This window comes from Algoriphagus confluentis, from assembly GCF_036245625.1.
GTDB classification, from domain to species: Bacteria; Bacteroidota; Bacteroidia; order Cytophagales; family Cyclobacteriaceae; genus Algoriphagus; species Algoriphagus confluentis.
Genome location: NZ_BTPD01000012.1, coordinates 140,007 through 150,701 on the forward strand (window position 1 = coordinate 140,007; position 10,695 = coordinate 150,701).

Annotated in this window: 19 protein-coding genes; 12 read left to right on the forward strand and 7 right to left on the reverse strand. The window is 41.8% G+C overall.

The features are described 5' to 3' along the window. Positions 1-197 precede the first annotated feature (197 nt). The 4 genes from AAA943_RS17490 to AAA943_RS17505 all read right to left on the reverse strand — a co-directional run bounded on the left by AAA943_RS17490 (position 198) and on the right by AAA943_RS17505 (position 2,123). Entirely contained in the window at positions 198-488 is a 291-nt protein-coding gene (locus tag AAA943_RS17490; protein ID WP_338225576.1) for a type II toxin-antitoxin system RelE/ParE family toxin, read from the reverse strand. Further along, positions 485-661 carry a hypothetical protein gene (locus AAA943_RS17495; RefSeq protein ID WP_338225577.1) on the reverse strand — a complete coding sequence of 59 codons (177 nt, stop codon included), beginning with the start codon at positions 659-661 and terminating at the stop codon, positions 485-487. Before AAA943_RS17495 ends, AAA943_RS17490 begins: the two co-directional genes overlap by 4 nt. Before the next feature lie 347 nt (positions 662-1,008). Beyond that, complete coding sequence (locus tag AAA943_RS17500) at positions 1,009-1,410, reverse strand: hypothetical protein (RefSeq protein WP_338225578.1); 402 nt, start codon at positions 1,408-1,410, stop codon at positions 1,009-1,011. A gap of 47 nt (positions 1,411-1,457) precedes the next feature. After that, complete coding sequence (locus tag AAA943_RS17505) at positions 1,458-2,123, reverse strand: hypothetical protein (protein ID WP_338225579.1); 666 nt, start codon at positions 2,121-2,123, stop codon at positions 1,458-1,460. A gap of 122 nt (positions 2,124-2,245) precedes the next feature. Here AAA943_RS17505 and AAA943_RS17510 point away from each other — a divergent pair, with 122 nt between their 5' ends. Continuing rightward, complete coding sequence (locus AAA943_RS17510; protein WP_338225580.1) at positions 2,246-2,848, forward strand: hypothetical protein; 603 nt, start codon at positions 2,246-2,248, stop codon at positions 2,846-2,848. A 115-nt stretch (positions 2,849-2,963) separates the two neighbouring features. Here AAA943_RS17510 and AAA943_RS17515 read toward each other — a convergent pair whose 3' ends face one another. After that, the gene (locus AAA943_RS17515; protein ID WP_338225581.1) at positions 2,964-3,143 is read right to left on the reverse strand and encodes a hypothetical protein; all 180 of its coding nucleotides are present in this window, start codon (positions 3,141-3,143) and stop codon (positions 2,964-2,966) included. A 142-nt stretch (positions 3,144-3,285) separates the two neighbouring features. Between AAA943_RS17515 and AAA943_RS17520 the strand changes: the two genes are divergently transcribed. From AAA943_RS17520 to AAA943_RS17565, 10 genes are all read left to right on the forward strand, one after another. Further along, positions 3,286-3,570: a type II toxin-antitoxin system ParD family antitoxin gene (locus AAA943_RS17520; RefSeq protein ID WP_338225582.1), complete on the forward strand. Its 285-nt coding sequence runs from the start codon at positions 3,286-3,288 to the stop codon at positions 3,568-3,570. After that, on the forward strand, positions 3,557-3,847 hold the full coding sequence (locus tag AAA943_RS17525; protein WP_338225583.1) for a type II toxin-antitoxin system RelE/ParE family toxin: 291 nt from the start codon (positions 3,557-3,559) through the stop codon (positions 3,845-3,847). Before AAA943_RS17520 ends, AAA943_RS17525 begins: the two co-directional genes overlap by 14 nt. Positions 3,848-4,001: 154 nt before the next feature. Beyond that, positions 4,002-4,268, forward strand: coding sequence for a transposase (locus AAA943_RS17530; protein ID WP_338225585.1), 267 nt, complete (start codon positions 4,002-4,004; stop codon positions 4,266-4,268). A gap of 83 nt (positions 4,269-4,351) precedes the next feature. Continuing rightward, a complete protein-coding gene (locus AAA943_RS17535; protein WP_338225586.1) occupies positions 4,352-4,762 on the forward strand; it encodes an IS3 family transposase in 411 nt (136 codons plus the stop codon). Positions 4,763-4,801: 39 nt separating this feature from the next. Beyond that, entirely contained in the window at positions 4,802-5,047 is a 246-nt protein-coding gene (locus AAA943_RS17540; RefSeq protein ID WP_338225587.1) for a hypothetical protein, read from the forward strand. 186 nt (positions 5,048-5,233) lie between these two features. Continuing rightward, the gene (locus AAA943_RS17545; protein ID WP_338225588.1) at positions 5,234-6,109 is read left to right on the forward strand and encodes a carbon-nitrogen hydrolase; all 876 of its coding nucleotides are present in this window, start codon (positions 5,234-5,236) and stop codon (positions 6,107-6,109) included. Between the two features lie 3 nt (positions 6,110-6,112). Then, on the forward strand, positions 6,113-7,186 hold the full coding sequence (locus AAA943_RS17550; protein ID WP_338225589.1) for an agmatine deiminase family protein: 1,074 nt from the start codon (positions 6,113-6,115) through the stop codon (positions 7,184-7,186). Between the two features lie 491 nt (positions 7,187-7,677). Further along, positions 7,678-7,833: a hypothetical protein gene (locus AAA943_RS17555; RefSeq protein WP_169719264.1), complete on the forward strand. Its 156-nt coding sequence runs from the start codon at positions 7,678-7,680 to the stop codon at positions 7,831-7,833. Positions 7,834-7,890: 57 nt separating this feature from the next. Then, on the forward strand, positions 7,891-8,316 hold the full coding sequence (locus AAA943_RS17560; RefSeq protein WP_338225590.1) for a hypothetical protein: 426 nt from the start codon (positions 7,891-7,893) through the stop codon (positions 8,314-8,316). A 96-nt stretch (positions 8,317-8,412) separates the two neighbouring features. Further along, on the forward strand, positions 8,413-8,895 hold the full coding sequence (locus tag AAA943_RS17565) for a hypothetical protein (RefSeq protein ID WP_338225591.1): 483 nt from the start codon (positions 8,413-8,415) through the stop codon (positions 8,893-8,895). Here AAA943_RS17565 and AAA943_RS17570 read toward each other — a convergent pair. Both AAA943_RS17570 and tnpA read right to left on the reverse strand, forming a co-directional pair. Next, entirely contained in the window at positions 8,879-9,694 is an 816-nt protein-coding gene (locus AAA943_RS17570; protein WP_338225592.1) for an IS3 family transposase, read from the reverse strand. The genes AAA943_RS17565 and AAA943_RS17570 overlap by 17 nt on opposite strands. Positions 9,695-9,696: 2 nt before the next feature. After that, positions 9,697-10,074: an IS66 family insertion sequence element accessory protein TnpA gene (gene tnpA, locus AAA943_RS17575; protein ID WP_338225593.1), complete on the reverse strand. Its 378-nt coding sequence runs from the start codon at positions 10,072-10,074 to the stop codon at positions 9,697-9,699. A gap of 337 nt (positions 10,075-10,411) precedes the next feature. Here tnpA and AAA943_RS17580 point away from each other — a divergent pair. Next, positions 10,412-10,695, forward strand: a 284-nt coding sequence (locus AAA943_RS17580) for a peroxiredoxin family protein (RefSeq protein ID WP_338225594.1), incomplete at its 3' end; no start/stop codon positions are given.

Below are 10,695 nucleotides of genomic sequence, written 5' to 3' on the forward strand. Positions count from 1 at the left end.
ACTGGTAAGAGATTCGTCCATGGAAGTGAATGCGGAATTTGATCAGCTGATCGATGAGGGGGTAGCTTGATTTTTTCTGATAAATCTTTGTCTCTGACTAAAAGTTGAATTGAGAAAAACTTGGAATACTCCGTACTGAAAAAGCTTTGGAACTGAGGGAGAAGTTAGGCGCGGTGATGGATTTTTGAGCTTCTTAATCAAAAGTTCTTTCTCTTTGGGTTTTGGCGGACATCAAAGAATGCTAAAATCAAGATGTGAGTTTTTTTGATTATATAGAAAACAAGAGTTTGTGGGGTTAGTTGAAAACCTAAAATATTTTTTTCGGGGAATTCCATAGAGCCGATTTCAGGAAAGCTCTCCAAAATATCCAAAAAGTCATCGGTTAAGATTTTGAACTTTTCTACAGAAGCACTACCCCAATTATATTCTAGGTAATCTAGGATCCGTTGAAAGTCATTGTTGGCTCGTTTGCTTACGAGGATTTTCATTTTTCTCTTTTCAAAAAATCCTCCCTTGTAATCAAGGTTGATTCATCCTCCGATTCTTCTAAGGCCGATAAAATTTCCTGTTTCTTTTCTTCAGGCAGTTCTGCCCAAAGTTGACCAGGTTTAGAGTTTTTTCTTGAGGCAAGAAAATCCCTAATCGTTTCCAGCAGTTGCACATTTTCGATTTCATCTACAAGCTGATGGATGGAGGATTTGAGTGTGGTTGACATGTTAGTTTTTGATAGTCAATTCTAAGTTAATGAACGCCTGTAGGAAAGAAAAGATTTTGAACATTCATCAAGGTATAAATCTCTCTTTGAGCTCACATGGGTATTTCAGAAACCGGTATAGGAAAAAAATTCCTTGATTTTCTTGGATCAATTCCATGCCTTGGAAAATCCCCGATTTTTGGAAAAACTCGGAATACTCAGTACTGAAAAAGCTTGGGAACTGAGGGAGAAGTTAAGCGCGGTGATGGATTTCTAAAAGGTCAATTAAAACTTCGGTTCTGAAATTCTTCCATTTACTTTTTCCAATTCGAATTCTCGAATTTACCCTTTGCTTTTCGCAGTCTCTTCTTACTCAAGTAGGCTGAAACAGTGATCCCAAGTCCTCCAAAAATCGGGCCGTATGCCAGAATAAAGGAATTGCCGGAAGGGATTATCCCCAGGAAGGTGCCCAAGGTGACCACCAAGCCCAAGGCTATAAGAAACAATCCCAATCCCATCAAATTGACCCGATTGGATTGATTGATTTTTGAAAATGCCTGCCGCTGCAGTTCATTGTCCAGTCGCTTGATTAGGGGTCGAATTTCCTCCTCTGGAAAGTTTTCCCTCTCCAGTGTTTTCCTTACCTCAGCCAGATCGAAGTCTTTCTCATTTATTTTGTCCAAATAATAATCGAAAATGGCCTGAGGGTCTTTCATGGTCAAAACTTGAGAAATTGTATAGGAATTTTTCAGAAAATCATCTTTTATTTCGCCATGCTTACCAATTCACTTCCAGTAAATTGTCGGAAGGCGAATTTGTACCCCTCGTAGCCTGTAATGGCATAGAAAACCAAATCCATGAATTGGGCAGTTTCGGCCAAAAGTTCCAAGGTGTAGCTGTAGTCAAAGTAAAGCAATGTGTCCAAATAAGTCAACCCTTCTGCATCGGCGATAAAAGCCAAAACACTTAAAAAGTTGCCAATCACGCAGCTGAAAACAGCGATTGCAGCACCGGAAATCCCAAATACCTGCTCGATTCCCTTGCCTAGATAGCGCATGGAAAAACCAACGCCTGCTCCGATAGCCAGTGCAATATAACCGATCTGCCATCCCGTAGCTACGGTAATTGCCGCCCAGAGAACTGCTCCAAGCAATCCTACCAAAATCCCCCCGGTGATGGCTAAAGAGAGATTTTGTTCCTGGAGAAGCGCTTGGTACTTCTGTTGGGGAATATTGGCGGGAATTTCAGTTGTGATTTCTTCTGAGCTTTCTAATAATTCCGCCTGCATTCTTTCGTCCAGATGAAAGGTTTCACAGGTAGTTTGGAAATTGGGTTTTGCACTGGTCAGGGAGCAAACCAGGCCTTGATTGGCATCGAATCTTCTGTTATGGCATTTTTTGCAGAAGACTAATTGTTCACTTAGTGTCATAGCTGGATAGGGGTATATTTTCCCAATTATCCGATAATAAAAACACTAAAAAAATACCCGATATAGGGTATTTTTCAGGACTTTTCTTAAGAGTACATTTGATAGATATTTTTAAGAAAAACATGAAAAAACTCCTAGGTACCACCGCTTATTTACGCTTGCTTATTTTGCCTTTTATCCCTCTTCTTCTGGGCTGTTCCGAAACGGAAGAACCCGACCCTGTAATAGAAGAGAAGAAAGCTTTATACATGGAGTTTACCCTAGACGGAACGAAGTATCGATCTGAAATTTTGGAGGAAAACCTAATCCCCGGAACTGGATTTGAACGAATCACAGATAATACTCCGGGACTTAATGTGTTGATTTACAATTTTTTCGATTACTCTATATCGATGCAGTATGGAAATAAATGCGGCACAGGAGAAGGAAGAGATTGCGTCAACATGATAGTTTTCATGCCCCAAAGCCTCAAAGTAGGGTCTTACCCTTCCATTTTTACCAATAGTTTGGAAGTGAACGGAAGCCAATACTTGTCCCGGTACATTGGACCTGAAATCAGCCCCAAACCTGCAGACCTTCCGCTTAGCATGCAGATCACTAAATTTGACGAAGCAAACCGAATCATGGAAGGGACGATGACCGGTAAGTTTTTCAAGCAAAATGATCCTTCTCTGAAGGTATATGATTTTAAAGCCACTTTCAGAATCAATATTTATAAAGGGTAATTTTGATGAGGTTTTCGCCAGATTTAAAAAGTTAGAATTTCGTCTATTCCATTAACTCAGAGGTATTTCTAAATTACGGAATATGAGGTGGAATCGAATTTCAGCTATAAGACCCTCACTCTTGCCTATTCACTTTGAATTCCGAAGAAATGTCCGAGAAAAAGAGATTGGCACCACGGAGAAAATCGATTAAAAAATCTATCCATTGGAGTTTAAATGGAGTCCAAAGCCCAAGTAAATGGATTCCATTGATTTCAAGAAGACCTGCAATCTCCAGCCGCGGCAGGTGATTCACAAGGTCAGTTTTTGGGTATTTTCGGGCGGCATGCCTTATTAAGTTTTGACGAGTCTGTTCAGTGTGAGCTTTGGATCTTAATGTAGGAAAGGGGAGTAGTTATTGGTATTTTAGAATTAATAACCAATATTGCTCTAATCGTATGAATATTGGTGTAAGTAAAGGAGATATGGCAGTAATAAGGAAAACAGTGACTTTCACGGATCAGCAAGACCGTTGGATAAAAGCCCAAATTGAGGAGGGGGATTTCACTAATGAATCAGAGTATCTACGTCATCTTATCCGTCAGGATCAAGAACGAAAAACCAAGCTGAAAGAATTGAAAATCGCAATTCAGGAAGGATTAGACTCAGGAGTATCGAATAAATCCTTTACTGAAATTATGAGAGAGGTGGAAGTCAAACTGAAATCTGATGGCAAGCTTTAGGCTTTCAGTCAAAGCTGAAGAAGATCTTGTTGAGATCTATACTTATGGGATTTTTCAGTTTGGATACCTTCAGGCCAATAATTATGTCTTAGGGCTAGAGGAATCCTTGCAGAAATTGGCTCAATTCCCACTTATGGGCAAACAATCTGATTTTGTTTCAAAAGGCTTAAGGTTATTTGTTTATAAATCCCATTTGATTTTTTATCAGCTGGAGGAGAAGGGTATTTTGATTGTGAGGATATTGAACCAAAGTAGAGATTATAATTTTTTCTTCTGAACACTTTTCAAGAACCAAAAATTTTAATCTTATTGTCTGTAATCCTGCCAGTTACCGAATTTTATATGGTTTTACCTCGGCTTCGCTTTGTAAGCTCCCCTAAAAGTCGGCCATTTGAAAGTTGAATTGAATTTATCAACTTTAAATGGTTATTATGAAAAAATCGAGATTCACAGAAACGCAGATCGTCAAAGCGATCAAAGCTCATGAGGCAGGCAGAAAAGTAGAGGAAATCTGCCGCGAGATGGAAGTAACCCCCACCACTTTTTATAAATGGAAGCAGCGGTATGGCGGGATGGAAGCCAGTGAGGTCAAAAAGCTGAAAGAACTTCAGGAAGAGAATTCCCGCCTGAAGCGGATGTATGCAGAGCTAAGCTTGGTACATGAAGCCCTAAAGGATGCTGTCTCAAAAAAGCTCTGACGCCTGACGAAAAAGGCATGCTGGTTCAGTTCATGGTCGAAGAACATGGAGTGAGCCAACGTCAGGCGTGTAAGACGCTCAGCGTGCCTCGAAGTACTTTCCAGTATCAACCCAAACCCAAAAACGACATGCCCGTGATCCAGGCCCTGGAAGAACTGGTAGCCAAACACCCTGCCATTGGCTTTTGGCAGTCCCATTACCGGCTTCGCAGAAAAGGCCATCCGTGGAACCATAAAAAGGTCTACCGCATCTATTCTGCCATGGGACTGAACATCAGGCGCAGACACAAGAAGCGGCTGCCGGCAAGGACCAAACAGGCCCTGTATAGACCAGAATCGATCAACCAGGTCTGGTCTGTCGACTTCATGAGCGACAGCCTGTGGAGCGGCAGGCACTTCCGTCTGCTCAACATTCTGGACGACTATAACCGGGAAAGGCCCCATGAGGCACTTGGATATCGGACTCCCGTGGACTTATTGGAAGAACTAACATGAACATATCTTTTGCTTTTCCAACCGTTAAGCAGCGCAAAAGTGAATGCGGAAAGCGGCTCAAGACCGGTTGGCCCAAGCCAACCGCTCGCCTTGGTCTTGAACCGCTTGGAGTATTCACTTACCTTCGCTTATCGGGTGAAAAGTAAACTTTTGACTGGCCCAATTTTCGGGGAAGCTTACAGCTTGGTGACCGTTGATTTTCCAGGTTGGAGGGGAGAAAAATGGGGCACAGTCCCATTTTTCTCCCTTCTCATCAATAACTCGAATCTGGAGGCCGAGCGATGACGAGACCATTTTGATTTACTGGTGTCATTGCGGATATACCTATATTTTTATTGAGATTGTTTTATGTCCCTAATAAAATCTTAATTTTTAAATCTTTCAATTTTCCAATCTTTCAATCAGTCTCCCCATTTGCCATTCCCCACCTTCCAAGGTATCTTTGCCTACGAATCAAAAAATCTTTTAGCCGTGGCAAACAAAACCGTCAAAGTAGGTCTGGTCCAGCTCAGTTGCTCTGGGAATGTGGCCGAAAACATGGAGAAAACCCTAGCAGGCATCCGCACCGCTGCCCAAAAAGGCGCGCAAGTCGTAGTCTTGCAGGAACTTTTTAGATCGCTCTACTTCTGCGATGTGGAGGATTACGAAAACTTCAAGCTTGCCGAAGCCATCCCCGGTCCATCAACTGAGACACTCGGAGCCTTGGCCAAGGAGCTTGGCGTGGTCATCGTGGCTTCCCTGTTTGAAAAGCGTGCGGAAGGGCTTTACCACAATACCACGGCAGTTCTTGATGCAGACGGAACTTACCTCGGTAAATACCGAAAAATGCATATTCCTGACGACCCGGGCTATTTTGAGAAATTTTATTTTACTCCAGGAGACTTGGGTTACAAGGTTTTCCCAACCAAATTTGGCAAAATCGGCGTGCTGATCTGCTGGGATCAGTGGTATCCGGAAGCAGCTCGAATCACTGCTTTGAAAGGAGCCGACTTTTTGGTGTATCCCACTGCCATTGGCTGGGCTCTACATCAGGACGAGCAGACCAATGAAGATCAATACAATGCTTGGCAGACAATTCAGCGGTCCCATTCAGTCGCTAATGGAATTCCTGTAGTTTCCGTGAATCGAACCGGAATCGAAGGGCCCATGCAGTTTTGGGGAGGATCATTCGTGTCCAATGCCTTTGGACGGGTGACTTACAAGGCTCCGCATCTGGAAGAGGAAGTTCATGTGGAAGAATTGGATTTGACAGGTTCCGACAGATATAGAACCCATTGGCCTTTCCTCCGGGATCGAAGAATCGATTCCTACGATCCGATCACCAAGCGTTTCCTAGACGAAGACTAAGCGATGGCAGATTTGTTTGACTTGGCCAAAAGCGGAGCAGTGACTCCGGCTGAATTGGGCTATTATTTCCCGGCTGAATTCGCTCCTCAGGAATCCATGTGGCTGAGTTGGCCCCACAAAGAGGCAAGCTGGCCGGGAAAAATCGAGACGATTTTTGCACCCTATTCCCAGTTTATCACTGAAGTAGCCAAAGGCCAAAAGGTGAATATCAATGTGGCAGATGAAGCCATGAAAGCCTTTGCTTTGGCACATCTGGAAAAAGCAGGTGCGGATTTGAGCAAGATCTTCTTCCACTTTTTCCCTACCAATGACGCTTGGTGCAGGGACCATGGACCTGCCTTTTTGATCAATCCAAAGGCGGAAATCAAGAAGGTGCTCGTGAAGTGGAATTACAACGCTTGGGGGGAAAAATATCCTCCTCACGATCTGGATAATCAGATTCCGATTCGCATTGCGGCGCACTTGGGTATTCCCTATTTCAAACCTGGAATCGTCATGGAAGGCGGTTCGGTGGAGTTTAACGGAAAGGGAACACTCTTGACCTCAACGGCTTGTTTACTGAATGAAAACCGCAATCCGCACCTCAACCAAGCCCAAATCGAAAAGTACCTCTGTGATTACTATGGGGTAAAGCATATCCTCTGGGTTGGAGATGGCATCATCGGGGATGATACGGATGGGCATATCGACGACATCACCCGCTTTGTGAATGAGGATACCGTGGTGACGGTAGTGGAGGAAAACAAAGTCGATGAGAATCACCATATCCTGGCTGAAAATCTTGAGCTCCTTAAGAAAATGAGGCTTGAAAATGGCAAGCAACTGAATATCGTGGAGCTCCCTATGCCTAGTCCCGTGATCTGGGAAGATCAGCGGCTTCCTGCTTCCTATGCTAATTTCTACACTGGGAATGAAGTGGTCGTAGTGCCGACTTTTCGGGATAAAAACGATCAGAAAGCTCTGGATATCCTTACAGATTGCTTTCCGGGTAGGCGTGTGATCGGTATCGACAGTACAGATATCATCTGGGGTTTGGGCAGTTTTCACTGCTTGAGTCAGCAGGAACCGGCTGTCTAGTAGGCAGTTTGCAGTGTTCAGTTTGCAGTGTTGTTGAATTCAGTTGGCAGTGAGAAGCTTGTAGTCCTTTCAATAATCTGTGCAAGTCTGTGTAATCTGTGAGCGATTTTTTAAGGCAGAAGACCAATGATTCGCCTATTCTCAATACAAGAATCAGAAGTTTGATTTTTTTGAAGCTAGGGACTCCGCCCAGTTCCTTAACAAGGGGTATTAAATTTATCGTTTGATTTTTCCAAGAATTGAAAATAATTAAAAAATAGTTGAAATTCGATGAAATATTTTGTTAGTTTAGATAAACCCCAAATAAACTAAGGAATAGGGGGGTGGGTAGACCTAAGAATTCAGAAGAATATTCCGAAAAAATCCGTTTTTCAGTTTGTACTTTTCTAAGAATTGCAATGATCTGACGGTTAGGTATTTGGAAGTTTGGAACTGATTTTTTAAAATCAACCATTCTTTTAATTATTTCTAACAATTAACCATTAACAACTATGGAAAAATTAACAAATGACCAGATGGAAAATCTGGTGGGATCAGGGTATTGTGAGGATGCTGAACTGCTGCTTTTTGGCGGAGGTTTTCAAGGATCAGATGAGCTTTGGCTTTTACTTTATGATACTTGGGTAGCAAATTGTCCTCAAGCCTAATTGAGTTGCTAGCCTGCATTCTTATGTAGGCTAGCTTTTTAATCGAAAATCTTAACGATGAACTTTATATTTGTCTTACTCCTAGTAACCTCCTTGTTTTATAATAGTAATTTAGAAGGAAGGTGGAAGTTGGTTGATTTTACTGGTTTTACGACTATGGTCGGTAGCGATGCATTTAATAAATTGTCGGAGGAAAAGAAGTTAGATGCTATTCAAGGTATGGAATTCGTTTTGAATAATACCTTTTATTCATTTCAGAAGGACTCTATTTTTTTCACGAATGCCGGTCCTGACTTCTCTGTTTCGGAAAAGAAAGGAAAATTTCTCTTAAAATCAGATACTCTGATTGTTTTTGAATCTGGAAAAGTAAACCCTATAAAGTTCTTTGTATCTTCTGTAAATGATTCGAATCTGAAATTAAGGTTTGTAAGAAAAGGTGGAGAACTTGGCCCGACCGAAATGACTTTTGAAAGAGTGGATTAAGGACTTAAATGTTTTCTTTAGCAAGTAATGAAGGTACTTCTTATCATATACTTTATTTTTTATGTTCTTTTCTATTTTTTTATTGATTACGTGGTTTTGAATGATTTGGTTCTTTATGAATTTTATTCTGATAAGTTTTCCGAATCTCGAGTTTATGAGTTGCTTGATTTTCGCAAAGAATGGCTCTGGGTTACTTATCCTATTAAATTGCTGATTCAACTGATAGCCCTTCAGATTCCTGCTATGCTGATTTATTTGGGTTTGTATTTAGCTAAATATGAAATCAGTTATAGAAAGGTCTTTGGAATAGTTCTTATTTCTGAGTTTATTTTCTTTATTCCCCTGCTGATCAAAATTATATGGTTTTCCTTTCATCCCGTATCGATGGAGTCGGTTCGTTTGTTTGCGCCACTGTCTTTATTTAGTTTATTTGATGCTGAGTCACTTCAGGAATGGTTGTTTTATCCTTTCAAAGTATTGAATGTTTTTGAAGTCGTTTATTGGATACTCATGGCTTTCCTCTTAGCCAAATATTGCTCTTTCCGCTCAAAAGTTGGACTAGTTAGGCTGCGGTTTTAAAGTTATAGAATTCATTTGGTGTTTTCATATTTAAGGCCGAGTGTGGGGCAAAGGTATTGTATTCGTTTACCCAATGAGGGATCTGCTCGAGAACGATTTGAGCGGAATCCAGACAGTTTTCATAGACATAATCTCTTTTAAAGGTTGCATTCAATGCTTCGCACATACCATTGGATTGTGGTGAATAGGTTGGGGTATTACAATCGTCAATATTCCAAGATTTCAGGCTCTTTTTAAGGTTCTTTTCAATGAACTCTGGTCCGTTATCATGAAGGAATTGGAGTTGCCCAGTTGGCGGAAGGTTCTCGCCAAAACGGCTGTATAAGGCTTCTTGAACCATTAATTCAATATCTATTGCCTGCATATGTTTTCCTGCTCTCCAGGCGATAATGGATCGGTCACAACAATCCATCAAAAAGGCCACCCGAAGTTTTTCTCCGTTCCAGCATTTAATGGAAGTAATGTCACTAGCCCATCGGGTGTTTGGCTCCGGCACTGCGATCTGTCCGGAATGTATCCTGCTACTGCCTCTGGTGCGATGACGAGTAATCAATAGGTCTTCTTCTTTCATAAACCGGTGCACAATGTACTTGGTCACCTGTAGGCCATAGTCTCGCTTGAGCAAGGCTTTGACCCGGGGGACACCATAGGTAGATTTCTTTGCAGTGATCTCTAGGATGGCGGTTTTCATCTGCTCGCATAGCTCTTTGCGAGCCGTACTTTTGCGCTCAGGATAGGGTTTTGGTTTGTAGTACACGGAGGACTTCGGCACCCCTAATGTCTTGATGGTCTTGTTCATACTCAATCCGAATTCCCTGGATAACGATTCAATTTCTTGTTTCGTAGTTGATCCATTTCTAACTTTTTTTTTAGGATTTTGATATCCAGCGTGGATTCTCCAAGGGCCTTTTTGAGCTCCTCATTCTCTTTTCTAAGCATTTCCAATTCGGCTTTGGAGTGCAGGTCTCCTTGATTTTTGATACTCATAATCGCTCCTGATTTAGCAAGTGAACGCCAGCTGTATACTTGACTGGTGATCAGTCCATGTCGCCGACAATATTCTGGGCAAGATAAGCCAGAAGACTCCCAATCTTCTACAATAAAGGCTTTTTGTTCTGAGGTAAGTAATTTTCGACCACTCGAGGAGAGTCGGGCATTCTTGATTAGTTCTTCGATCATTTTGTTCCTAAGTTTAGGCAACAAAACTGGTCCAGTTATTTAAGCGGTTAGAAACAATATTTGAAGAGCTCCTTGGACGCTATGCTTAAAATAGTATTGGGATACTATGTAAGCTTCCTTTTTTGTTGGGTAGTATTTGTGATGTTTATTTCTTTGGGAAACAGCTAGGGCTATGCGGATGAAATACCTATTCCCAATTCTACTAATAGGATTGATTGTGATTGGTGCTTGGATTGGTTTCACTAGATATAGCATAAAGCAGGAGTTGCAATCAGCTTATAGTTCTATTCCCTCTATAATGATGGTTTCGGCCGAAGGAGCGTCTGTAAATTTAAAAATGCAAACCTTTAATAATCCTTCTGTGCTAATCTACTTCAATTCCACCTGCCCGATCTGTCAGTCTGAGGCGGAGTTGATCGAAAGAACTTTTAGAGCGGATTCGCTCACCCGTTTTTTATGGGTTTCCTCCGAGTCGGTTGAGGAGGTCAAGAGTTTTGCAGAACACTATAGGCTTGATAGTTTGGATACGCACCGCTTTTATTCTGACACCCTTTTTAGACTGGCCTCTGCCTTTCGATTGACTGGAGTCCCCGCTACCTTTGTCTATGATGCCGAGGGGAA

Excerpts from the sequence above, each read along its gene's own strand:
- AAA943_RS17530 (WP_338225585.1), top strand. The coding sequence starts at position 4,002 with ATGAAAAAATCGAGATTCACAGAAACGCAGATCGTCAAAGCGATCAAA.
- AAA943_RS17560 (WP_338225590.1), top strand. The coding sequence starts at position 7,891 with ATGAACTTTATATTTGTCTTACTCCTAGTAACCTCCTTGTTTTATAAT.
- AAA943_RS17570 (WP_338225592.1), bottom strand. The coding sequence starts at position 9,694 with ATGAACAAGACCATCAAGACATTAGGGGTGCCGAAGTCCTCCGTGTAC.
- AAA943_RS17490 (WP_338225576.1), bottom strand. The coding sequence starts at position 488 with ATGAAAATCCTCGTAAGCAAACGAGCCAACAATGACTTTCAACGGATC.
- AAA943_RS17550 (WP_338225589.1), top strand. The coding sequence starts at position 6,113 with ATGGCAGATTTGTTTGACTTGGCCAAAAGCGGAGCAGTGACTCCGGCT.
- AAA943_RS17500 (WP_338225578.1), bottom strand. The coding sequence starts at position 1,410 with ATGAAAGACCCTCAGGCCATTTTCGATTATTATTTGGACAAAATAAAT.
- AAA943_RS17555 (WP_169719264.1), top strand. The coding sequence starts at position 7,678 with ATGGAAAAATTAACAAATGACCAGATGGAAAATCTGGTGGGATCAGGG.
- AAA943_RS17525 (WP_338225583.1), top strand. The coding sequence starts at position 3,557 with ATGGCAAGCTTTAGGCTTTCAGTCAAAGCTGAAGAAGATCTTGTTGAG.
- AAA943_RS17510 (WP_338225580.1), top strand. The coding sequence starts at position 2,246 with ATGAAAAAACTCCTAGGTACCACCGCTTATTTACGCTTGCTTATTTTG.
- tnpA (WP_338225593.1), bottom strand. The coding sequence starts at position 10,074 with ATGATCGAAGAACTAATCAAGAATGCCCGACTCTCCTCGAGTGGTCGA.
- AAA943_RS17505 (WP_338225579.1), bottom strand. The coding sequence starts at position 2,123 with ATGACACTAAGTGAACAATTAGTCTTCTGCAAAAAATGCCATAACAGA.
- AAA943_RS17520 (WP_338225582.1), top strand. The coding sequence starts at position 3,286 with ATGAATATTGGTGTAAGTAAAGGAGATATGGCAGTAATAAGGAAAACA.